The organism is Actinoplanes sp. KI2 (assembly GCF_025630775.1).
Lineage (GTDB): Bacteria > Actinomycetota > Actinomycetes > Mycobacteriales > Micromonosporaceae > Actinoplanes.
On sequence record NZ_JAOSZE010000007.1, the window covers coordinates 151671 to 174493 of the forward strand.

General features: G+C 71.3%; 17 protein-coding genes. 10 read left to right on the forward strand and 7 right to left on the reverse strand.

Features of this window, described 5'->3' with window-relative positions; genetic code table 11:
- Positions 1 to 18 precede the first annotated feature (18 nt).
- The 3 genes from ODJ79_RS09400 to ODJ79_RS09410 all read right to left on the reverse strand — a co-directional run bounded on the left by ODJ79_RS09400 (position 19) and on the right by ODJ79_RS09410 (position 3564).
- Positions 19 to 1281 carry an MFS transporter gene (locus tag ODJ79_RS09400; protein WP_263022957.1) on the reverse strand — a complete coding sequence of 421 codons (1263 nt, stop codon included), beginning with the start codon at positions 1279 to 1281 and terminating at the stop codon, positions 19 to 21.
- Positions 1278 to 1943, reverse strand: coding sequence for a flavoprotein (locus tag ODJ79_RS09405; protein ID WP_263022958.1), 666 nt, complete (start codon positions 1941 to 1943; stop codon positions 1278 to 1280). The genes ODJ79_RS09400 and ODJ79_RS09405 overlap by 4 nt, the downstream gene beginning before the upstream one ends.
- 238 nt (positions 1944 to 2181) lie before the next feature.
- On the reverse strand, positions 2182 to 3564 hold the full coding sequence (locus tag ODJ79_RS09410) for a radical SAM/SPASM domain-containing protein (RefSeq protein WP_263022959.1): 1383 nt from the start codon (positions 3562 to 3564) through the stop codon (positions 2182 to 2184).
- A gap of 296 nt (positions 3565 to 3860) precedes the next feature.
- Between ODJ79_RS09410 and ODJ79_RS09415 the strand changes: the two genes are divergently transcribed.
- The 6 genes from ODJ79_RS09415 to ODJ79_RS09440 all read left to right on the forward strand — a co-directional run bounded on the left by ODJ79_RS09415 (position 3861) and on the right by ODJ79_RS09440 (position 9864).
- Positions 3861 to 4871 carry an AraC family transcriptional regulator gene (locus ODJ79_RS09415; protein WP_263022960.1) on the forward strand — a complete coding sequence of 337 codons (1011 nt, stop codon included), beginning with the start codon at positions 3861 to 3863 and terminating at the stop codon, positions 4869 to 4871.
- 71 nt (positions 4872 to 4942) lie between these two features.
- Positions 4943 to 6202: an acyl-CoA dehydrogenase family protein gene (locus ODJ79_RS09420; protein ID WP_263022961.1), complete on the forward strand. Its 1260-nt coding sequence runs from the start codon at positions 4943 to 4945 to the stop codon at positions 6200 to 6202.
- On the forward strand, positions 6199 to 7011 hold the full coding sequence (locus ODJ79_RS09425) for an SDR family NAD(P)-dependent oxidoreductase (RefSeq protein ID WP_263022962.1): 813 nt from the start codon (positions 6199 to 6201) through the stop codon (positions 7009 to 7011). Before ODJ79_RS09420 ends, ODJ79_RS09425 begins: the two co-directional genes overlap by 4 nt.
- Positions 7008 to 7754 (forward strand): SDR family oxidoreductase, encoded by a 747-nt coding sequence (locus ODJ79_RS09430; protein ID WP_263022963.1) that lies wholly within the window; start codon positions 7008 to 7010, stop codon positions 7752 to 7754. The genes ODJ79_RS09425 and ODJ79_RS09430 overlap by 4 nt, the downstream gene beginning before the upstream one ends.
- Positions 7751 to 8854, forward strand: coding sequence for a phosphotransferase family protein (locus ODJ79_RS09435; protein WP_263022964.1), 1104 nt, complete (start codon positions 7751 to 7753; stop codon positions 8852 to 8854). Before ODJ79_RS09430 ends, ODJ79_RS09435 begins: the two co-directional genes overlap by 4 nt.
- Positions 8851 to 9864, forward strand: coding sequence for an NADP-dependent oxidoreductase (locus tag ODJ79_RS09440; protein ID WP_263022965.1), 1014 nt, complete (start codon positions 8851 to 8853; stop codon positions 9862 to 9864). The genes ODJ79_RS09435 and ODJ79_RS09440 overlap by 4 nt, the downstream gene beginning before the upstream one ends.
- Positions 9865 to 9881: 17 nt before the next feature.
- Here ODJ79_RS09440 and ODJ79_RS09445 read toward each other — a convergent pair whose 3' ends face one another.
- Positions 9882 to 12935 (reverse strand): CHAT domain-containing protein, encoded by a 3054-nt coding sequence (locus ODJ79_RS09445; protein WP_263022966.1) that lies wholly within the window; start codon positions 12933 to 12935, stop codon positions 9882 to 9884.
- Positions 12936 to 13117: 182 nt separating this feature from the next.
- Here ODJ79_RS09445 and ODJ79_RS09450 point away from each other — a divergent pair, with 182 nt between their 5' ends.
- Complete coding sequence (locus tag ODJ79_RS09450) at positions 13118 to 14119, forward strand: hypothetical protein (RefSeq protein WP_263022967.1); 1002 nt, start codon at positions 13118 to 13120, stop codon at positions 14117 to 14119.
- Between the two features lie 107 nt (positions 14120 to 14226).
- On the opposite strand, the gene ODJ79_RS09455 is transcribed toward ODJ79_RS09450, so the two are convergent.
- The 3 genes from ODJ79_RS09455 to ODJ79_RS09465 all read right to left on the reverse strand — a co-directional run bounded on the left by ODJ79_RS09455 (position 14227) and on the right by ODJ79_RS09465 (position 18725).
- Positions 14227 to 16245 (reverse strand): ABC transporter permease subunit, encoded by a 2019-nt coding sequence (locus ODJ79_RS09455; protein ID WP_263022968.1) that lies wholly within the window; start codon positions 16243 to 16245, stop codon positions 14227 to 14229.
- The gene (locus ODJ79_RS09460; protein ID WP_263022969.1) at positions 16242 to 17672 is read right to left on the reverse strand and encodes an extracellular solute-binding protein; all 1431 of its coding nucleotides are present in this window, start codon (positions 17670 to 17672) and stop codon (positions 16242 to 16244) included. The genes ODJ79_RS09455 and ODJ79_RS09460 overlap by 4 nt, the downstream gene beginning before the upstream one ends.
- Positions 17673 to 17954: 282 nt before the next feature.
- Positions 17955 to 18725 carry an IclR family transcriptional regulator gene (locus tag ODJ79_RS09465; protein ID WP_263022970.1) on the reverse strand — a complete coding sequence of 257 codons (771 nt, stop codon included), beginning with the start codon at positions 18723 to 18725 and terminating at the stop codon, positions 17955 to 17957.
- 125 nt (positions 18726 to 18850) lie between these two features.
- On the opposite strand from ODJ79_RS09465, the gene ODJ79_RS09470 reads away from it, so the two are divergent.
- Genes ODJ79_RS09470 through ODJ79_RS09480 form a run of 3 tightly spaced genes read left to right on the forward strand, consistent with a single transcriptional unit; the run spans position 18851 to position 22787 of the window.
- On the forward strand, positions 18851 to 19720 hold the full coding sequence (locus ODJ79_RS09470; RefSeq protein WP_263022971.1) for a fumarylacetoacetate hydrolase family protein: 870 nt from the start codon (positions 18851 to 18853) through the stop codon (positions 19718 to 19720).
- Positions 19717 to 21087 (forward strand): aldehyde dehydrogenase family protein, encoded by a 1371-nt coding sequence (locus ODJ79_RS09475; RefSeq protein WP_263022972.1) that lies wholly within the window; start codon positions 19717 to 19719, stop codon positions 21085 to 21087. The genes ODJ79_RS09470 and ODJ79_RS09475 overlap by 4 nt, the downstream gene beginning before the upstream one ends.
- Before the next feature lie 44 nt (positions 21088 to 21131).
- Positions 21132 to 22787 carry a serine/threonine-protein kinase gene (locus tag ODJ79_RS09480; RefSeq protein WP_263022973.1) on the forward strand — a complete coding sequence of 552 codons (1656 nt, stop codon included), beginning with the start codon at positions 21132 to 21134 and terminating at the stop codon, positions 22785 to 22787.
- The last annotated feature ends 36 nt before the right edge of the window (positions 22788 to 22823 follow it).

Below are 22823 nucleotides of genomic sequence, written 5' to 3' on the forward strand. Positions count from 1 at the left end.
CTCTGCACGCCTCGACGGTCACGGCGGCTGGGCCGCGCGGAAGTCACGCCGCCCGAGCCCGCACAGGCCTACGACGGTCCCCACGGTGAAGACGGCAGCGGCCGCGATCAGACTCCAGCGGGGATCACGCAGGTCGGCCAGCCAACCGGCGGCCTGTGCACCGGTCAGAAACGCGATCCCGGACAGCGACGTCAGCGTGGCCGAGACCCGTCCCTGAACCGCGTTCGGCACCGCCGTCTGACGCAGCGTCGCGAACGCGATGGTGAACGGACTGTTCGCGAGGGCGACCACCGTCACGGCGCACAATGCCACCGCCAACCCGGTCGACATCGCCAGGACCCAGCCGCCGACTGCCATCACGACGGCGGCGACGGAGAGCGTCGCCGCGGTGCGGAGCCGGGCCGCGAGCGCGATGAACATGCTTGCGGTGAGGATCTGCGCCAGGCCGTTCGCCAGGCTGAGCCAGGCGACCTCGCTGGGCGGCCGGTGCAGGTTCACCGGCAGGAACCCGATCATGACGGTGTTGTTGGCTCCGGCCTGGACAGCCAGACACAGGTACGTGACGCTCGCGATGACCAGAGCGCGGCTGGCGCGCAACGCCCGCATGCCCGTACGGATCTCCGCCAGCATCGGGGTACGCTCGCCGGCCCGCGACCCGGCTTCGGGCCGGTACGCGGGCAGGGTACGCAGCAACAGCGCGGATGCCAGGTAGGAAACTGCATCGATCAGCATCGCGGGCGCGAATCCCACCGTGCTGAACAGCGCCGCGCCGGCCAGCGGCCCGATGACGTAGCTGACCTGCTCGGTGGTGGTCATCAGGCTGTTGGCGCGGGCAAGGTGGGCCGGCGTGACGGCGAGCGGGATGGCGGCGCTGCGGGCCGCGGAGAACGCGACGCTGAACCCGGCCGACAACGTCACCGCGCCGAGCACGACCGGCAGGCTCCCGGCGGCCATCCCGAACGCCGTCAGCAGGCTCAGAGCCGCCCGCGCCAGGTCCGCGGAGACCATGATCGGCCGCCGGCTGAACCGGTCCGCGATGGTGCCGAGAAACGGACCCAGGGCGATGACCGGCACCTGGCCGGCCAGCATGACGATCGCCACCGCCCGGGTCGAGTTCCCGGACGCCGTGTACGCCCACAACGCCACGGTGATGACACGAAGCGCGTCCCCGACAACGGAGATGCTGTGTGCTGCCCACAGCCGCGCGAATGGCCGCGAGTCTCGTAACAGCGACGTTGCCGGGCGCGGCGGGCTTTCCGGCTCGACGGTGTCGCGGCTCACGCTGTCCTGGCTTCGCCACCCGTGGAGACCAGGGGGAGGCCATTGCGGCCCGACGGCGGGGCCGGAGGCGTCGACGTGGCCTCCGCCCAGTAGTCCTCCTTGTACCGCCGCATCAGCACGTGCCAGCTGTGCGACATCACCTGGTCGACCGTGGGTCCGGGGCCGGTCTCCGTGAAGTCGCCGGTGCCGACCTCGGGGATCTGCTCGCCGGGGATGACGTAGTGCCCGTCGTCGCGCAGTTGCCGGACATTGCGCTGTACCGCGCCGCTGTTCCACATCGCGGAGTTCATGCCGGGCGCGAACAGGACCGGTGTGGGACTGGCCAGAATGGCCGTGGACAGCAGGTCGTCGGCGATCCCCGCCGCCGCCTTGCCCAGCGTGTTCGCGCTCGCCGGAAGCACCAGGAACAGGTCGGCCGAACGGGTCAGGCGCAGATGCGGACACGGCATGTCGTTCGTGCCCCACAGGTCGGTGTAGACGGGGCCGTCGGTGTACAACTCCAGCGTCGCGGGCGGTACCATCGCCGTTGCCGTGCGGGTCATGATGACCCGGATTCGTTGCGCAAACTGTCGCCGCAACAGCAGCAGGTACTGCGACAGGTAAGTGACGTGGATGGAGCCGCTCGCTCCGATCAGGAGATCCTTGCAGGGCAGGTCGGCCATGATGGCAGCTTTCTCTGGTAGGGCGTCGACGACGGGAGGGGCCATCGGCGTGGCCCCTCCCGCCTCATCAGCAGATGCCGCAGTTTCCGTTCGTCGGCTCGGTCAGGGCCCCAACCGCCTTCGCCTTCGCAATCCACGTCATGTCGCACACCCCCCTTCGGTAGACAGGCACCGGACGGCGGGTCGTGTGGTGCCCGGCCAGGTCGACCCGCCATGTCGCGGAATCAACGCATCTCCGTCAATCGCGCGGACAGTCAACGGCCGCCGCGACCGGCGGCGCCGCGAAGAGGCTCTCGACGCGGATCAGGGTCAGCGTCTCCTTGATGTTGTGCTTGGTCGGCGGGCAGGCGCATTCCACCTCGTCCATCCACTCCTTGGGGCAGACCGCGCCGTGGCACGAGGGACTGAAGTAGCAGCTACCGCACTTCTTGCCTTCGTCCATGCCGTCGGTCTCGAGCCAGAGCGCCATCTTTCGCCAGTCCAGCGTCATCTCGCCGTCGTGATGCAGCTGACCCACGATGTTGCGGTCGTGGTAGTCCAGCTCGACGGTGCACTTGTACACCTTGCCGTCGGAGCCGATGACGAACGACCGGGGATTAGCGGCGTAGCAGACGTACCCGTCCGGCTGCATGCTGGCCAGTTCGCTGGCGTCGCGGAACCCGGCACCCACACTCAGCCGTCGGGCCTCCAACAACGCCTGGTTGGCGCTACGCCCCTCGCAGACATTGAGCTGCGAATCGTTGGGGCCACCCCATTTGCCGATCGGTCGCATCAGCGTGGCGAACCGCGGGTCGCCCCCGAACTCGGCCTTGAGCATCTCCAGGAAATCGGGCAGGCGCGGCAGGCCATCGGGATCGAAGTTGTGCCGCAAGGCGATATTGAACTCGATGTCGGTCGACCGGAGGTACCGCAGATTCTCCCAGATCCGCGCGAACGTCTTCTCGCCGTTCGCACCGATACGACGCTTGTCGTGCTCGTGGGCTACGCCGTCCAGCGTGATCTGGAAATGTCGCACCCCCGCGGCGATGATCCGTTCGGCGTAGTCCGGCGTCAGCAGGTAGGCGTTCGTGGTGGCCTGCGCGGCGTACGCGATGCCGCGGTCGGCGCAGAAACGCTGGAAGTGTTCGCTCAGGCCGGCCACGACCTCGCGGGCGAGCAGCGGCTCACCGCCGAACCACGACAGCGTGAAGCTCTCCAGGTTGCGCTGAGCGGCGACGTACCGCTTGAGCCCCTCCTGGATCTCCGCGGACATCTCTCCCCGCAGGAACGACTCATAGCAGTAGACGCAGCGGAAATTGCATTGTTCGGTGGGCATGACGATGAGGCTGAGCCTGCGGTCGTCGTATCGGCGCACATAGCGGTCGTGCACCGCTGACGCTTCATCGGTGCCCGCGGGGACCAGGAAGCCGCCCTCGGCCAGGTCCTGCATGATCCCGGTCAGCGGCCCCTCGGTGACCGCCTTGGGGAGCAGCGCCTTTCGCGCGCTCTCCGCGTCCTCCGCCGGCACCTCGCCCAACGCGCCGGTACGCGAACAGTACAACAGCAGCGTGCCGTCGTCCTGGTGAGAAAGGCTGATGTAGCGGGAGGGAACGTATCGCTGTGCCTGAATGGGTCCCCCCATGAGTCCTCCCATTGGTCGACATTCCTGTCTGGCGCCCGGCCGGTATCCGACGAGGTCTGCCGACGAGTCTGCCGGTGGGTGTATGCGCGGCGATTGCGTCCTGGTTGCGCGCCTCCCACGCCCGCCGGACGACGACCGACATCAGGTCAATGACATTGACGTCAACCAATCTGAGAGCGCGGATTCCTGCTCCACCACCGCCGCCGCACTACACCGAGGACATGCCCGCGCCCTGCCCGATGCCAAATACGTCCGAGGCAGGTCGTCCGCGTCGGTCCGGCACATAACCTGTAGGGGTGTCTCTGGTCCGTTCCGCCGGGTTGCAGAAGTTCCGGCAGGTCGTCGAGTCGCTCGGCGGCGACGCCGTCGGCTGCGCACGGCGGGTGGGCCTGCCGGTGGAGGCGTTGGACACCGACGAGTTGCTGGTGGAGGACTCGAAGCTGGCAGCGGTGCTCGAGGTGGCGGCCGCCGACCTCGGCTGTCCCGATCTCGGGCTGCGGGTGGGCCAGGCGCAGGAGCTTGGCCTGCTGGGACCGTTGGCGATCGCGATCCAGCATTCGCCGTCGGTGGCCGATGCCCTGGAATGCACCTCGCGCTACATGTTCGTGCACGCCCGCGACCAGAGCGTCTCGGTGATCGAGGACCCGGAAGGGGACCGCGGTGTGGTCGCCCTCCGCTACACGTTTCCGGGGGTACGGCCGCTGCCACAGGCGACCGACATGACGGTGTTGTTCCTGCACCGTACGGTGATGTTTCTCGCCGGCGGCCGGTACGGGCTGAAGTCGGTCGACCTGCCGCACGATCCGGTCGCGCCCCGGCAGCGGTACGAGGAGGCGTTCGGCGCGCGCGTGCGTTTCGGCCGTGCCACTGCGGTGCTGCGGCTGCCGTCCAGCCTGCTGTCGCGCCCGCTGGACGGCGTCGATGCGACCGTACGCGGGCTGGCCCTGGCCTTCCTGTCGCGGCAGTCCCCGGGCGCGGGTAAGGCCATGACGTCGCGGGTGCGCGCGGTCCTCGAGCAGTCGCTGGGTACCGGGTCCACCGAGCTCGGCGACGTCGCCCGGGTGCTGACGGTGCATCCGCGGACGCTGCAGCGGCAGCTCGCCGTGGAGGGAACCTCGTTCGGCGCCGTTCTCGACTCGGTGCGCCGGGCGCGGGCGCGCTCGTACCTCACCACGACAACCATGCCGTTCGTTCAGGTCAGCAACCTGGTGGGTTTCGCCGAGCAGGCGGTGCTGACCCGATGCGCGCGGCGGTGGTGGGGGCGTACCCCCTCCCAGTTGCGGCGCGAGGCCCGCAACCGCGACTGACGTGTCGCGTACGATCAAGTCATTGTCGCGTACGATCAAGTTTTTCCGGGGTGGCTGCATAGGCTCGAGGCATGGATTTCAGTCCGTCCCCCCGCGCCGCCGAACTGACGGAGGCCGTCCGCGCCTTCGTCGCGGCCGAGATCGCTCCCGTTGAGCGTCACCTGCATGCCCGGGCGTGCGAGGCCGGCCGGCCCGGTGGCGAGCCCGACCGGTGGCGCGTGTCCGACGAGGTACGCGAACTGCAGGCCAAGGCCCGCGCCCAGGGCCTATGGAACCTGTTCCTGCCGGCGGGGCACGAGGGCCCGTACGCCGAGCGGTTCGGCACCCGCGGCGGTGCGGGCCTGACCAATCTGGACTACGCGCCGATCGCCGAGGCGACGGGTTGGTCGTCCCTGGCCCCCTACGTGTTCAACTGCAACGCGCCGGACACCGGCAACGCCGAGCTGCTGTTGCGCTACGGCTCGCCGGAGCAGCGCGAGCGGTGGCTCGACCCCCTGCTCGACGGGCGGATCCGGTCGGCGTTCGCCATGACCGAGCCCGCGGTGGCGTCCTCGGACGCCACGAACATGCGGCTGACCGCCGTGCTCGAAGGCGACGACGTGGTGCTCGACGGACGCAAGTGGTGGACGACCGGCATCGGCCATCCGGACTGCGACGTCCTGATCGTCATGGGTCTCAGCGCCCCGGACGCCGCCAAGCACGCCCGGCACTCGATGGTGCTCGTCCCGCTGGACACCCCCGGCGTGAAGGTCGAGCGGATGCTCGACACCATGGGATTCCTCGACGAGCCGTTCGGCCACGGTGAGGTGTCGTTCACCGACGTCCGAGTTCCCGCCACCCACGTCATCGGCGGACCGGGCCGGGCGTTCGAGCTCGCGCAGGGCCGGCTCGGGCCGGGCCGGGTGCACCACGCGATGCGCATGGTTGGCCTGGCCGAGCGGGCGCTGCACCTAGCGTGCGAGCGCGGCCTGTCCCGGGAGGCGTTCGGCAGGCCGCTGGTGGACCTCGGTGGCAACCGGGAACGCATCGCGGAGGCCCGCATCGCCATCGACTCCGTACGGCTGCTGATCCTGCACGCCGCCTGGAAACTCGACCGGTACGGGGCCGCACCCACCGAGGTCAGCGCCATCAAGGTCGCCGCACCGAACGTGGCCCAGCAGGTCATCGACTTCGCCATGCAGATCCACGGCGGCGCCGGGCTGTCCAGCGACTTCCCCCTGGCCGGCGCGTGGACCGCGGCCCGGGCGGTGCGCCTGGCCGACGGCCCGGACGAGGTGCACAAGGGCGTGGTCGCCCGCGCGGAGCTCGGCAAGCACGGAGCACTCCGGTGAGCGGGCGTCGCGTCCTGGTCACCGGTGGTGCCTCCGGTTTGGGCCGGGCCCTGGCCGAGCGGCTCGCGGCCCGCGGGGAGCGGGTGCTCGTCACCGACCTGGCGCCGGCCCTGGAGGTGCCGGCCGGCGCGCTCTACCAGCGCCTGGACATCACCTCCTTCGACGACTGGGCCGCCGCACTGGACCGAGTCGAACGTGACTTCGGTGGTCTGGACCTGCTCGTCAACAACGCCGGCATCGCCGCGGGCGGCCGGGTCGACCGGCTCGACGACGCGCACTGGCGGCGGGTTCTCGAGATCAACGTCCTGGGTACGGTCAACGGCTGCCGCATGTTCGCGCCGATGTTCAAGGCGCAGCAACACGGCCACATCGTCAACGTCGCGTCGATCGCCGGACTCGCCCATCCGGCCGCGATGAGCTCGTACGACGCCAGCAAGGCGGCCGTCGTCGCGCTGTCCGAAGGCCTGCGCCACGAGCTGCGCCCCTGGGGGGTCGACGTCAGCGTCGTCTGCCCGTCGTTCTTCCGCACCAATCTGGCCGCCTCGCTCGGCGGCGACGACCCGCTCATGGAGCGGATCGCGGCCAGGCTGATCGCTCGTGCGCCGCTGGACGCCACCGAGATGGCCGCCCGGGTGCTGCGCGGCGTCGACGCAAAGCGCTTCCTGGTCCTGCCGGACCGGCCGGCCCGGCGTGCGTTCTGGACCAAGCGCCTGGCCCGTCCGCTCTACGACCGCCGCATGATCGCCGCGGGCGCCCGGATCCGCGAGATCGAGCTGGGCGCGGACGCCACCATCCAGGAGGCGCCGTGACCGGCGGCGTCATCCTGATCACCGGTGCCAGCGCCGGCCTCGGCGCGGAGATGGCCCGCCAGTTCGCCGCTCTCGGCTACGACCTGGCGCTGTGCGCGCGGCGCACGGACCAGCTCGACGCGCTCGCCGACCGGATCCGCGCCGACACCACACGGCGGGTGGAGACGGCCGCGCTGGACGTCACCGATCCCGCCGCGGTCACCGAGGTCTTCCACGCCTTCGCCGCCAAGTTCGGCAGGCTCGATCGCGTGGTCGTCAACGCCGGCATCGGCAAGGGCGCCCCGCTGGGCACCGGCCGGGCCGACGCGAACCGTGCCACCGCGATGACCAATTTCGTCGGCGCCCTGTCGCAATGCGAGGCCGCTCTGGAGATCTTCCGCGAACAGGGGCGTGGCCACCTCGTCCTCATCTCCTCGATGTCGGCGCTGCGCGGCATGCGCCGCTCGATGACGACCTACGCCGCGACGAAGGCGGGCGTGGCGGCGATCGCCGAGGGCCTGCGCGCGGAGCGCATCAGGGGCGTCGACGTGTCGGTCATCTATCCGGGCTACATCCGCTCGGAGATGAACGCCCACGTCGAGCAGAAGACCCGCTTCATGGTCGACACCGAGACCGGGGTGCGCGCCATGGTCCGCGCCATCGAGCAACGGCGCATCAAGGCGTACGTTCCACAGTGGCCCTGGGTGCCCCTGGCCGTCGCCATGAAGGTGCTGCCGCTGCGGGTCGTCCGGAGGCTCACATGAGCGACCGGGAGGTGCGCGCGGAGGACGCCTTCGACATTCGCGCCATGGCCGCCTGGCTGGCCGCGAACGCCACCGGTGCGGGAGTCGACCTGACCGCCGTGCCCGAGGTGCGCCAGTTCTCCGGCGGCGTGTCGAACCTGACGTACCTGCTGCGCTACCCGGGCGGCGACCTGATTCTGCGCCGGCCGCCCAGGGGCAACCACGTCAACGGCGCGCACGACATGGCCCGGGAGCACCGGATCCAGACCCAGTTGGCCCGGCACCTGCCGTACGTTCCCCGCACCGTGGCCCTGTGCGAGGACACCTCGATCATCGGTACGCCGTTCTACGTCATGCACCGGATCGACGGACCCATCCCGCGCAAGGAACTGCCGCCGGGCGTACAGCTGGATCGCGAGCAGACCGCCGCGTTGTGCCGCAACGTCATCGACCTGCTGGCCGGCCTGCACTCGGTGGACGTCGCCGCGGCCGGCCTCGGCGATCTCGGCAAGGGCGACGGTTACGTCGCCCGGCAGGTCGCCGGCTGGTCCGAGCGTTACCGCAAGGCTCGGACCCGCAACGTCGGCAGCTTCGAGGCGGTGATGCGCTGGCTGGCCGAGCACCAGCCGGAGGACCGGCCGCACACGCTGGTCCACAACGACTTCCGCTTCGACAACGTGGTGCTCGACCCGGCCGATGCGACCCGCCCGATCGGCCTGCTCGACTGGGAGCTCGCCACCGTCGGCGATCCGATCCTCGACCTCGCCAACTCGCTGGGGTACTGGGTCGAGGCGGGCGACGAGCCGCTGCTGCGGCTCTTCCGCCGCCAGCCCACGCACCTGCCCGGGATGATGACGCGGGAGCAGGTCCTGGCCTACTACTGCGCGCGTACCGGCGTCACCGTCACCCGCGCCGAATGGGCCTGGTACCAGGTCTTCGGCCTGTTCCGGGTCGCCGTCATCGCCCAGCAGGTGTACCAGCGGTATCTCAGCGGACAGACCACCAACAGGAAGTTCCGGTTCTTCGGGATCGCCGTTGTGGTCCTCGAACTGCGCTGCCGCCGCATCATCCGGCGCGCCCGTATCACCCGTATCTCGACGACCAAGGAGCCCTCCAGATGAGCCGCATCAACAGTCAGTACCGGCTGGCCGCCCGCCCTGTCGGGTTGCCGAAGCCCACCGACTGGGAGTACGTCGAGGAACCGGTCGCCGAGCCGGGCGAGGGCGAACTGCTGATCCAGGCGATCTACCTGTCGCTGGACCCGGCCATGCGCGGCTGGATGAACGACGCCAAGTCCTACATCCGCCCGGTCGGGATCGGTGAGGTCATGCGCGCCGGGGGAGTGGGCCGGGTCGTCGCCTCCCGCCACCCCGGCTTCGCCGTCGGCGACCATGTGTACGGCACCCTCGGCGTCCAGGAGTACTGCCGGTCGGACGGCCGGGGGATGACCAAGGTCGACCCGGCACTGGCGCCCCTGCCGGTGTACCTCGGCGTGCTGGGCATGCCGGGCATGACCGCCTACTTCGGACTGCTCGACATCGGCCGCCCGCAGCCCGGCCAGACCGTCGTGGTGTCCGGCGCGGCCGGCGCGGTCGGCAGCGTGGTCGGCCAGATCGCCAAACTCCAGGGCTGCCGGGTGATCGGCATCGCCGGCGGCGAGCGCAAGTGCCGCCTCGTCGTGGAGGAGTTCGGCTTCGACGCCTGCATCGACTACAAGTCCTCCGACGTACGCACGGCATTGCGGGAGACGGCACCCGACGGCGTGGACGTCTACTTCGACAACGTGGGCGGCGACATCCTCGACGCGGTGCTGACCCGGCTGGCCCGGGGCGCCCGTATCGTCATCTGCGGCGCGATCTCCCAGTACAACGCGACGGAGCAGGTCAAGGGGCCCGCCAACTACCTGTCCCTGCTGGTGCACCGGGCCTCCATGACCGGCATGGTGGTCTTCGACTACGCCGACCGGTACGCCGAGGCCGCCGCGGAGATGTCCGGGTGGCTGGCGGCCGGGAAACTGCGCACCCGCGAGGACGTGGTGGACGGCGGCGTGAAGGCCTTTCCCGAGGCCCTGCTGCGGCTGTTCAACGGCCAGAACACGGGCAAGCTCGTGCTCAAGGTGGCGGACGACTGAACCAGGTCAGCTCCTGCTCAACGGCCCATGTGCACGAAGGCCGCCCAGCTCCGAGGCCCGGCCGGGCCGGCCGTGGACAACTCTGGCGGCAGGTCCGGCAGCGGCTCGCGGGCGGGGTCCAGCATGGCGAGCTGGGCGAGGCGCAACGCGTCCACCGGCGGCCGGCCCCGGACGGTGAGCTGGTGGTGCAGCGCGTACATGAGCCGCGCGGTGTCCGCGTCCGGTACCGCCCACAGCGAGCCGAAGACGGTGTGCGCCCCACCGGCCAGGAACGCGGTCGCGAGGCTGATCGCCTCGTCGTGCAGCGAGCCGGCCGCACCGGTGGAGCAGGCGGACAGCACCACCCGGTCGAGGTCGAGCCCGGCCGAGCGGGCGTGGGCGAGCAGGCGCAGCACCGGCAGGTCACCGCCGGCGAGGGCGAGGCGGGCGTCGGCCGGGCGGTCCCGGTCGACGTACCCGTGACAGGCCAGGTGCAGCAGCGACGGGCCACGTCCCGGCTTGGCGATCCAGTCCAGCACGTCCTCGGCGGTGGCGTGCGGCATCAGCGTGCCGCCGGGATGGAAGTCGCGATGGACCGCGCGGGCCTCGTCGGCGGCGTGCGGCAGGCCGCCGCCCGGGTTGCCGACGATGAGCGCCGACCGCGGCGAGCGTAGTGGCGTTGCGGCCGAGGCGCAGAACATCCGGGCGGAGACACCGTAGGAGAGGACGAGTCGCTCGATCGCGTAGTGCCGCCCGTCGTGCGCGGCGTGCCAGGGCACCAGGCTGAGCGCCCCGGTCGGCACGAGCACGAGCCGGGCGGGCCGGCGCAGGCGCCACCCGTCGGTGAGCTCGGTGAGCGGTCCCATCCCGGCCGACCACGCCCATCGGCACACCTCGTCGAGGGCGTCGCCGCCGGCCGGCCGCTCGTCCTGCGCCGGGGCCAGGTCCCTCGCGGCCCGGGTCCATCCGGTGGGCGCGCGCCCGGCCCGCAGCTCGGGCAGGGTCAGCACGCGCACCTGCCCGGCGACGGGCACGACCACCGCCATGCCGGGCCGGGTGTCGTCGGCCGGGACCAGGTACACGAGCGCGTCGGCGCCGGTTGCGGTCAACGCGCCGCGGATCTCGGCCGGGCCGGGAGTGGCGAACACGTCCGAGTCGGCGGTGAGCGCGTGCAGGGCCCGTACCCGCAGGTTGTCGTCGGGTGTTCCACCCACGCCGTCGTTGTCCCGCCACGCCTGCGCGAGGCCGGGATGGCCGGCCGCGGTCAGCCGCTCCGGCATGGACCGGGAGGCGGTGGCGGCGTTCAGCGCGAGCCCCCGCCCGGCGTCCAGGACCGCCACCAGGTCGTCGCCGGCGGCGGGATCGCCGGCGTCCTGGGCGCACCAGGCCACGACGGTACGGACGTGCCGCCCGGCCGCGGTCGCCGCTTCGAGGGCGCGCCCGGTGTCCGCCTGGACCAGCGCCTGCCAGGTGAGGGCGACCAGCGCGGACCGGCCGGTCTCCCGGCTGCGGGCCGGGTCGGGCCGGTTCCCCAGCCGCAGGCTGTGCCCGTAGGCGATCGCCAGCTGGGGCCAGAGCGCGTGGTGCGCCCCGCCCGCCAGCGCGCAGGCCGCGGCGAGATGGGCGGTGGCCCGCGCCGCGGCGGCGTGGTCGGCCGGGTCGCGGCGGGCCACCTCCAGCTCGGCCGTCCCCGCGGTGCTCCTGGCGGGGATCTTGAGCATCGGATAGTCGTCGGGGACCAGGTCGGCGAGCGGGCCCGCCGTGGCGGCGAGCCGGCGCAGCGTGGCGATGTCGTCGTGGGCCGCCGCGGCGCCCACCTCGGCGGCCAGGGCGGTGACGCGGACGGCGGCCCCGGCGGGTGTGTCGCCGGTCAGGGGCGACCGGCCACCGGTCAGGTGGGCGAGCATGGCGCCCAGCATCGCTGCCGCCGGGTCGTCGCCGGGCAGCTCCTGCCGGGCGCGGGCCAGCACGGCGGCGGCCGCAGTCTCGTCGCCCGCCTCGGCGAGCCGCCCGGCCTCGCGGACCGACGTCAGCGCCGTGGCCAGGCCTCGCGCGGCCGGGTCCGGCCCGGTGCGGAGCTGCTCGATGGCGGTGTCGAGGGCGGCGAGGTCACCCTCCTCGACGGCGCGGCCGGTGCGCATGAGGCCGAGGTGCGCGGCGATCGTCTCGCGTTGTTCGGGGGAGAACCGGTCGGACCCGGCGAGCCGGCCGACGGCGGCGACGCCCCGGTCGAGGTCGCCGCTCGTGCCGGCGAAGTGGTCGAGCTGGGCCTGGGCGCCGTCGAGCTCGGCCCGCAGATGCGGATCGGGCAGCTGGACGGCCCGGTACCGGGCGAGAAGGGCACGGCAACGGGCGAAGTCGTGGGACCGGCCCTCGGCCACGGCGGTGCCGATCTCGACCATGGCCAGGGTTCCGGCCAGCAGCGCCTGGTTGGGCATGGCGGCGTCGCCGGGCGCGTCGAGCAGGGCGTGTCCGCGCTCGACCAGGTCGCGGAGCTCGGCCCGGCCGAGTCGGCCCTCCCCGTACCGGCTGAAGGCGGCCCGCAGCTGCTCGCGGGTGATGACGCAGCGGAGGTCGTCGTCGGGGCCGCGGCGCAGTGCGGTGCCGAACCGGCTCAGCGCCTCGGTGATGCCGTCGGGTTGCCCGCCGCTGAACGCGCGTACCAGATGGGCCCAGCCGGACAGGTACCAGGAGTCGGCGTCGTCGAGCGCCCGGGTCGCGATGTCGCCGAGCCGTACGGCCTCGGCCATGTCGCGCGGGTCGCGGGTGCGCTCGGCCCGGAAGGCCACGAGCCGGCCGCAGAACAGGGCGGCTAGCCCCTCGCCGGGCTGCCCGTCGAGAACCAGCCGCCAGAGGGCGATGGCCCGGTCGGCGTCGTCGAAGTGGGTGCGGTCGCGTTCCCAGCGATCCTGATAGGCGATCGCGAGCTGGCGGTGCTCGAGGTCCCCGGCGGCGCCGGTGTCCACCTTCCACCGTCCCCGCTCGATCGCCGCGTCGAGGCCGGCGCGGTCCACGGTCTCGCCGGCCGCCACCCGCTCCCACCATCGTTGCAGCGCGTCATCCGGGTCCGCGCCGTTCTCCGCCATCCGCATGCCCTTCCTGCCGGGTTCCGTCGCCGCTGTCTGACGGACAGGGTGCTCGGCGGTACCGGAGGTGCCGGCCCGGAATGTGCGGATGGCGGGTGCGCGGTGGCTTGCTTGATCGGATTTAACAACCGTCCGCGACGCTGTCCGGGCGGCCGGCGAGGCCGGGCTCGTGCGCAGAAGGAGCGGCGATGGCACTGCTGAGCTCGTTGGCCACCGGGATGACCGTGGTGTTGCTCGGCGCCCCGGCGGGCGCACCCTGCCCACCCGCGGAGCCGGGCGGGTACCAGGTGGTCGACCTGGGCACCCTCGGCGGGCAGTCGAGCGACGCGGCCGCCATGAACGATCGCGGTGAGGTGGTCGGGGTGGCCGACACCGTGGACAACGGGCGGCACCCGTTTCTCTGGCGGCACGGCGCGATGGCCGATCTCGGGCTGCCGCCGGGCGCCAACTACGCCTGGGCCACCGACGTCAACAATCGCGGCATGGTGACGGTAACCGGCATCACGCTGTTCTCCAGCCCGCGCTGGCACGCGTTCGCCTGGCGCCGCGGCACGGTGATCGACCTGGGCACCCTCGGCGGCGACTCCAGCGGGTCGGACGCGGTCAACGACCGGGACCAGGTGCTGGGCTGGAGCTTTCCGCCCGACGGCACCGCGGTACGTCACACCACGCTGTGGGACGGCGGCGCCCTGACCGACCTCGGCGAGTTCTATGCCCGGGACCTCAACGACCGCGGCGAGGTGGTCGGCACGCGCTACCTGCCCTCCGGGGTGTTGCGGGGCTGCCGATGGGCCGACGGCGAGCTGACCGACGTGGACACGCTGGGCGGCGCCGCCGGCGACGCGCGGGCCGTCAACGAGCGGGGCGACATCGTCGGCGGCGCCGACACCGCCGACGGGCGGCGGCACGCCTTCGTCCGGCGCGCGGGGGTCATGACCGACCTCGGCACCCTCGGCGGGGTGTCCAGTCAGGCGGACGCCGTCAACGACCGCGGCGACATCATCGGTACGGCCGACACGGCCGGCGGTCCACGCCATCCGTTCCTGTGGCAGCACGGCGTGATGACCGACCTGACCACCCGCGGCGTGCCCGCCGACGCCACCCTCGTCGCGATCAACAACAGGGGACAGCTGGCCGGCACCTACCAGCGGCACGCGGTGCGCTACACCCCGAGCCGCCGGGAACCGTGACCGGCAGTGGGGCCCGGGCGCTGCGCTTGAGCCGTGGCCGACGGCGGCATGGTTCAGGCCGGGGCGGCAACGCGTGACCAGGTCTTGTCCGCACCGTGGCGACGTGGTCAGCCCTTCACGGCGCCTGCCGTGAGCCCCTCGGTCAGGAAGCGCTGTCCGAAGGCGTACATGACCACCACGGGGATGCTGACGAGCAGCGAGGCCGCGGCGAGCTGCCCCTGCGGCACGACGTCCCCGGCGATCATCGACTGCATCCCCACCGGGAGCGTCTTGTACTCGTCCTTCGTGATGAACACGAAGGCGAAGAGGAACTCGTTCCAGGCATTGGTCAGGGTGAACAGCGCGACCGCCAGCAGCCCAGGCTTGGCAAGCGGCAGCACCACTCGGCCGAACGCCTGGACGCGGGTGCAACCGTCGACCAGTGCGGCCTCCTCCAGCTCGGCGGGGATCGACGCGAAGTATCCCGCCAGCAGCCAGGTGGCGAACGGGATCGTGAAGGTGGGGTACGTCAGCACCAGCGACCACATCGAGTCGGTGAGCCGCACCCCGATGAGCAGCTGGTAGAGCGGGATGAACAGCAGCGCACCCGGCATCACGTAGGTGAGCAGCACCGTGACGGTGAAGCCCCGCGCCCCGCGGAACCGCAGCCGGGCCAGCGCGTAGCCGGCCAGGGCCGCGCAGATCAGGGCCACCGCGGTCGACGCCGCGGACACCAGCACGGTGTTGAGATACCAGCGGCCGAACGGCTGGTTGGTGACCAGGGCGCCGAACTGCTCCAAGGTCCACGGCGTCGGCCACAGGTCATGTTCGCGCGTGACGACCTGGCCCTCGGATTTGAAGGCCGTGACGGCGATCCAGTACAGCGGGCCCAGCACGAAGGCCAGCAACCCGGCCAGCGCGACAGCGGATCCCATGCCCGACACCAGGGACGAGGCGCGGCGACCACCCTGGGCCCGCAGCCCCGAGACCACCCGGCCGACTGCCGCCGCGATCAGCAGGATCACCCCGAGGACCGCTGCCGCCTTCCAGAAGATCTGCGGTGACGCCCAGGCCAGCAGGCCGGCGACCGCCGCGGCGCCGGCCCAGGGCAGGGCCTTTCGGACCGGCCCGATCCACGGCGCCGTCCGGGTCCGCCGGGGTGGCTTGGTTCCGGTGTCCTGGCGCAACATCCGGACCAGCACGAAGACCAGGCCTGCGATGATCGGCAGCATGACGAGCGTGACCGCCGCCCCCGCGCCGTACTGCAGCTGCAGGATCGCCTTCGAGTAGGCGACGAGCACGTACGGCGCGGTCACGTTGCCCGGGCCGCCCTGGGTCAGCAACCAGATGAGGTCGAAGTTGTTGAACGTCCAGATCGACGAAAGGGTGACGGTCACGGTGATCACGTGGCGCAGTCCGGGCAGCGTCACGTGGACGAACCGCTGCCATGCCGAGGCGCCGTCGATGGTCGCCGCCTCGTACTGGTCCGCCGGGATGGCCTTCAGGCCGGCGAGGAAGCAGACGGTGAAGAACGGCACGCCCTTCCACACGTTGACGAGGATGACGGACGGCATGGCCAGCGACGGGTCGGACAGCCAACCCGCGGGCCAGCTGTCGACCAGATGCGCGGTGGCCAGCAGCGGCCCGATCCCCGATTGGGTGAGCAGGGCGTTGACGCTGCCGAAGATCGGGTCGAGCAGGGAGCGCCAGCTGAACGCTGTCACCACCGTCGGCACCACCCACGGCATCAGGAGAAGGCCGGTCACCAGTGCCCGCCCGCGCCGCAGGCGGTGCAGCAGCAGGGCCGCGGCCAGCCCCAGCACCACCTTGAACACCTCGGCGTACGCGGTGAAGACGAACGAGTTCACCACGCCCGTGCGGAACTGCTCGTCGCCGGCGAGGGCCAGGTAGTTGTCCAGGCCGACGAACACGTTGTCCTGCCCGTGCCGCTCGGTGGTGCTGGTGACGATTGACCGGACGATCGGCACCAGTACGAGCGCACCGACCAGCACGGCCGTCGGCGCCAGAAACAGTGCTGCCAGCCGCCAGTCACGACCCAGCCGCCGCTGGGCCGGCGTGAGGGAGCCGGGCCCCGGTGGCGAGGGAGCTCGCGTCACCGGGGCCGGCGCCGAACGGACCGAGCTCACTGCGGCAACCCCTGCTGGGTGAAGATCTGCACCATCTTCGCGTGGGCCGCCTTGACGGCCTGAGCGGCCGCCGTGCCCTGGACGACCTGCTGCATCATGTCGGTGAGGACGTAGGCCGCGACCACGGCCTGCTGGCCGGCGCTGGCCTTCTGCGGGAAGGACAGGCCGTTCTTGGTGGACAGCGGCAACGACTGCTGGGACAGGTGACGCACCATCGGAAATGCCGGGTCGCCGCCGGTGAAGTACGGATCGGCGTCCCAGACCTTCTCCCAGGCGGGCATCACCAGGCCGGGCGCCTCCTTCGCCACCCCGACCAGCGCGGGCGCGCTGACCAGGTACTGCGCCAGGAGCTTGGCGAGCGAGGGGTTCTTGGCGCCCTTGAACACGACGAAACCTTGCGACTGGCCGAGCAGCAGCGACTTGTCGGTCGCGGGGCCGATGCAGTCGGAGAAGACGTGCGTGTTGCCGTACACCGGATTCTTTTTGGTCTTGGAGTCCGCGTAGACGCTGAAGCTGTTGCGGGTGTAGCCGAGGATCCCGGCGAGCCAGTTCTCGTTGTTGCTGGTGTCGGTCCAGCTGGCCACGCCCGGCGGCAGCATCGGCTTGTACTTGGGGTTGGTGTAGATGTCGCCCAGGAAGGTCACCGCCTGCACCGTCTCGGGTGAGTCGAAGGTGACCTTCTTGCCGTCGTTGGTGGCGATCGCCCCGCCGTACGAGTTGATCAACGCCTCGATCATGCCGTTGCCGTCACCGGACCGGTTCACCGTCATGCCCCAGCCGAACCGGCGCTTGCCCGGATCGGAGATGGCCAGGCTGAGGTCGCGTATTTCCTCCCAGGTGTAGACGTCCTTGGGCGTGATGCCCTTCTCCTGCATCCAGTCCTTGCGCAGGAACGACCCGATCCCGATGAAGTGGTACGGGATCGCGAACCACTTGCCGTCGAAGACGCAGAAGTTCTTGGCCTCGGCGCAGGGCTCGCCGTACTTGGCCGTCAATGCCGTGACGACGTCGGTCACGTCCTCCAGGTCGCCGAGCGCGTGGAACTGCGCCACGAACCGCGAGTCGGTCATGAACGCCAGGTCGCGCGCCACGCCACCCTTGACCTCGGCGTCGATCTTGGCCACCACGTCGCCGGCGTCGGCCTGGACCAGGCTGTTCTCGATCTTCGTGCCGGTGGCGTCGGCGAATTTCTTGATCGATGCGTTGAGCTGTTCATTGGCCGCCGTCGAGTACAACTTCTGCGACAGCACCCCCATCGAGGAGCCCTTTGCCGACGACGCGGCGTCGACCAGTTCCTTCGGAACCTCTGCCTGCGCCTTGGGGGCCGTGTCGGAGGTGCCCCCGCACGCGGCCAGACCGGCCGCGCCGAGCACCCCGGCCCCCATCCCCAAGAAGTCGCGCCGGGACCACAACGGGCGTTCGCTCATAGCCGTTTGCCTCCTTCATCTCCCTCACCGCCGGGGCCCGGGCGTGACCCCCTCGAACACGCCCGGACCGCCGAGCCGCTCGGTGAAATATTCGAAACGAGAGATTTCGCGTGTTCCGCGTGCCGGGGCAGTGCCGCGAGCGTGCTGCGTTCGGCAACCGCCGTCGTTCGAGATATCGAACAGAGTTCGAAATACCGTATGGTGTGTGGACGCGACGGTAGAGGAATGCCGTGAGAGGTGTCAATGTTTCGATGCGGTGTCCGGCCGCTGACGGCCGGCCGGCTACTGAGGCTGAGCCGAGTGCCCCATGCGGGCCGAAAGCGTGGCCGCGCCCTCGCGAACCAGCCTCGTCCACTCCACCTGCGCCTGCGAGGTCCAGCGAATGATCGGCGCGGAGACGCTCATGGCGGCGATGGTCGCGCCGGAATGGTCTCGGATCGCCGCGGCAACACAGCGCATGGCGCTGTCGGACTCACCGACGTCGACCGCGACGCCCTCGGCCCGTACGCCTTCGAGATGTACGCGCAAGGAGTCCGGGTCGGTGATGCTGTCCGGCGTCATGCCCGGCAGGGCGCCCTCCACCAGAACGGCGTCCAGGCTTGCCGGATCGAGGCTCGACAGCAGGATCTTGCCGACCGCCGTGCAGTGGGCCGGCAGCCGCAGCCCGACCCCGGAGACCATCCGGACGGGGTGCGTGCTGTCGACCTTGACGAGGTAGACGACGTCGGCGCCGTCGAGCACGGCCACATGGACCGCCTCGTCGCACGCGGCGGCCACGTCCCGCGCGACGCTCTGCGCCTCGCGGACCAGGTCGAGTCGACCGGCGAACGCCGCACCGAGCTGGAACAGCGGCATACCGAGCCGATACTGCACCGGCTGGCCTGGAACAGAGATCAGGTATGAGCGCGCCACAAGCGTCACCAGCAGCTCGTGGACGGTCGTGCGGGGTAGGTCCAGCCGGTCCGCCACCTCTCGCGCCGACAGCTGCGGGCGGTCCAGAAATAGTTCGAGAATGTCAAGCGCGCGGATGACCGCCGGTACCACACGGGGCATGTCGATGAGTCCCTTCGAAATGCCGGGCCCGTGTCAGCGATCTCCACGGAACAGCACCTGAACAGGGTAGCGGCGGACTCGACGCATCGGAAACAGCCACAGTTCCACAGACACAGGATGGTCAAATGACGATCTCCCTTCACCGCCTGCGGGCCGGCAGCGCGTCACGCTGGGCGGTGTGCCAGGACGGCGAATGGGGCGAGCTCGACGGCACTCTCGCCGACCTGCTTGCCCTACCGCTCGGCCAGGCCCGGGCCGTGATCGAGGCGGCTGCCCGCGAGGCCGGCGCCGGCCTGCCCGGCGAGGACCGGCTTCCACCCGTTGACCAGCAGGAGGTGTGGGCGGCCGGGGTGACGTACCTGCGCAGCCGCGACGGACGAAAGGAGGAATCCGGGCACGGTCCCCTCTACGACCATGTCTACGACAGCGACCGCCCCGAGATCTTCTTCAAGTCCAGCCCGTGGCGGGTTGTCGGCGACCACGACGCCGTCGGCATCCGCGCCGACTCCGGCTGGGACGTACCCGAGGCCGAGGTCGGCCTGGTGCTCAACGCGGCCGGGCAGGTGTTCGGCTACACCCTGGCCAACGACATGAGCAGCCGATCGATCGAGGGGGAGAATCCGCTCTACCTTCCGCAGGCGAAGATCTACGACCGCTCCTGCGCGGTGGGGCCGGCGATCGTGCCGAGCTGGGCGGTCGACCCGGGTCCGTTCCCGATCGGGCTGCGGGTGCTGCGTGACGGCCGCGCGGCCTACGCCGGAACGACCTCGACGTCGGCGATGGCCCGCAGCTTCGAGGACCTGGCCGGATGGCTGTTCCGAGCGCTGAGCTTCCCGGCCGGTGTGGTGCTGCTGACCGGCACCGGCATCGTGCCGGACGCCGATTTCACCGTGCGACCCGGTGACACGATCGAGATAACGTCCGCGGCACTCGGAACGCTGACCAACCCCGTCATAGCGATCGGCGATGCCACCGGTGGAAAGGAACAACAATGACAACGATCGAGAGCCGCTCCCCGCAGGCGCCGTCGGACCTCGTCGTACGCGTTCCCGACACGTCGCCGCAGACGGTGGCCGCAGCGGCCGACGTCGCCCGCGCCGCGGCCGTCGATTGGGCCCGTGGGCCGGCGCACGCGCGGGCAGCCGCTCTGCATGCCTGCGCCGAGGCCGTTGCGGCGGCGACCGGCGAACTGACCGACCTGGTGGTCCGCGAGGTCGGCAAGCCGTTCGGCGAGGCGGGCGCCGAGATCGGCCGCGGGGTGGCGATCCTGCGCTACTTCGCGCAGCAGGCCCTGCATCCCGAGGGGGAGGTTTACCCGCCGGCGGACGGCGTGTCGCTGTTGCACACCCGGCGTCGCCCGCATGGGGTGGTCGGACTGATCACTCCGTGGAACTTCCCGGTGGCGATACCGCTCTGGAAAGCTGCGCCGGCCCTCGCCTTCGGCAACGCCGTCCTGCTCAAGCCCGCACCGCAGTCGTCCGCGGTGGCGTTGCGGCTGGCCGAACTGTTCGACGCAGCGCTGGCGCACGGTGTGCTGACGGTTCTGACCGGCCTCGGCGGAACCGGCGAGGCGATCGTCGATGCGGCCGACGCCGTCTCGTTCACGGGCTCGGTGACGGCCGGGCAGGCCGTTGCCCGACGGGCCGTTGCGCGGAACATCCCGGTGCAATGCGAGATGGGCGGCCAGAACGCCGCCATCGTGCTACCCGACGCCGACCAGGACGCGGCCGCGACGGCGATCGCCGCCGCGGCGATGGGCTATGCCGGGCAGAAGTGCACCGCGACCAGCCGGGTGATCGTGGTCGGCGATCCCGCGCCGTTCGCCGAGCGGCTGGCCGCGGCCGTAGCGGCGCTCCCGGTGGGTGATCCGGCGGATCCGGCGACGGTGGTCGGTCCGTTGATCGAGTCGCGGCCGCGCGAGGCGATCCGGGCGGCGGTACGGCGCGCCGGCTCGGGCGGCGCCCGGGTGCTGACCGGTGCCCGGCAGCCCGACGGCGATGGGTGGTTCCAATCGCCGACGGTGCTGGCGGACGTGCCGCCCGGCGACGACCTGCGGACCGAGGAGTACTTCGGTCCGGTGTGCGTGGTGCTGCCCGCGGAGTCCGCCGACGCCGCGGCGCGGGTGGCCAACGAGGTGCGACACGGTTTGGTCGCGGGCGTGTACACGCAGAACCTCGGGGTGGCGCTGACCCTGGCGAACCGGTTGGACGTGGGCATGGTGAAGGTCAACGCCCCGACCACCGGCGTCGACTTCCATGCCCCGTTCGGCGGTGCGAAGGAGTCCAGCTACGGCCCGCGCGAGCAGGGCACCGCGGCCCGCGACTTCTACACGCGGACCGTCACGGTCACGCTCACGCCGTAGGACGCCACCGCCGTATGCGACGCAAGCCGGTACAGTCGGGCGCCGTGACGACTGCGTTGCGCCCGGGGGATCCGCGTCGGCTGGGCGCGTATTCTCTGCTCGGCCGGCTCGGCGAGGGTGGGATGGGCACCGTCTTTCTCGGCCGTAGCGATGCGGGCCGGATCGTTGCGGTCAAGGTGATCCGGCCCGAGTTCGCGGCTGAGGACGAGTTCCGGGCGCGCTTTCGGAGCGAGGTCGATCGGGCTCGGCAGGTGCCGCCGTTCTGCACCGCCGAGGTCCTCGACGCCGATCCGGACCACGCCACGCCGTACCTGGTAGTGGAGTACGTCGACGGGCCGAGCCTGGCCGAGGTGGTCGCCGAGCAGGGGCCGCTGCCGGGGACCAACCTGCACGGCGTGGCGGTCGGGGTCGCCACCGCCCTGACGGCGATCCACGGTGCCGGGGTCGTTCACCGCGACCTGAAACCGAGCAATGTGTTGTTCTCGCTCGGGACGCCCAAGGTCATCGACTTCGGTATCGCCCGTGCGCTGGAGTCGACCACCCGGCACACCAGCGCCAGCCAGATGGTGGGTTCGATCGCGTACATGGCGCCGGAGCGGTTCGACACCGACATCAGCCCGGTGGTCGGTCCGGCGGCCGACGTGTTCGCCTGGGGCGCCGTCGTCGGGTACGCCGGGAACGGACGTACGCCGTTCGCGGCCGGCTCGCCCACCGCGACGGCCGCCCGGATACTCACTCAGCCGCCCGTTCTGGGTGCACTCACCGGTCCTCTGCGCGACCTGGTCGCCCATGCGCTGGCGAAGGAGCCGGACGACCGGCCGACCGCACACGAGCTCCTCGACGCCCTGCTGTCCGGCGAATCCCGGGACAACGCCGGGTTCGTCGCCGACCTGGGACATCGACCGAAGCCGCATCGTTCCGCCGGGGCTACCACCGGTCCGGAGCGCGAGGACGGTGGTCCGGGTGCCGGGCCGGCCCGTCGCCCGCGCCGCCGGCTCTGGGTGGCGGCCGCGCTCGTGCTGGCGCTGGCGGCCACGGCGGTGGCCCTGGTCCTGGCGCCGAGACGATCGGCAACCCGCACCGCGACCCAAGCCTCGGCGGCTCCGCCGGCGGCTGCTGGGCCCGAGTGGAGCCGGGCGATCGTCGATCGCCTGGACCGGCCCGGCCTCTGGCGTGCCAGGGCCGGCGATCCCGACGGGGCCTGCTCCTTCGAGTCGCAGCTCGTGATCACGACGCGGAAGAGCATCGACTACTGGTGCCAGGGCCCGGACGACGAGTTCTCCGGCGACCAGCTCATCACGGTCGACGCCACGGTGATCACCCCGAACGCCTGCGGGGTCATCTTCTTTCGCGATCACGGGACGCGGGGCTACGAGCTGTCCCTCTGCTCGCAGGAGGTCCGGCTCGAACGATACGACGACGCCGAGGGCGAGACGCTCATCCGGCGGACGCGAGACGACGCGTTCGCGCCGGGCCGGCGGCGGGCCGTCACGGTCGCCGTCGTCAACGACGACGTGACCACCACAGTGGACGGTCGGACGGTGCTCGACGCGAGGCTCACCGACCGCTCGCTGGCCGCCGGGCATGTCGTGCTCGGGGCCACCAACAACACGTACACCGGTGAATCCAAGGCCGCGTTTGCCAACATCGCGATCCGCGAGGCGAAGCGCGAGCCGCCCACCTCCGTACAGCCGAGCTAGACCGGGAAACGGCGCCGGCGGCGGGCCCGCCGCCGG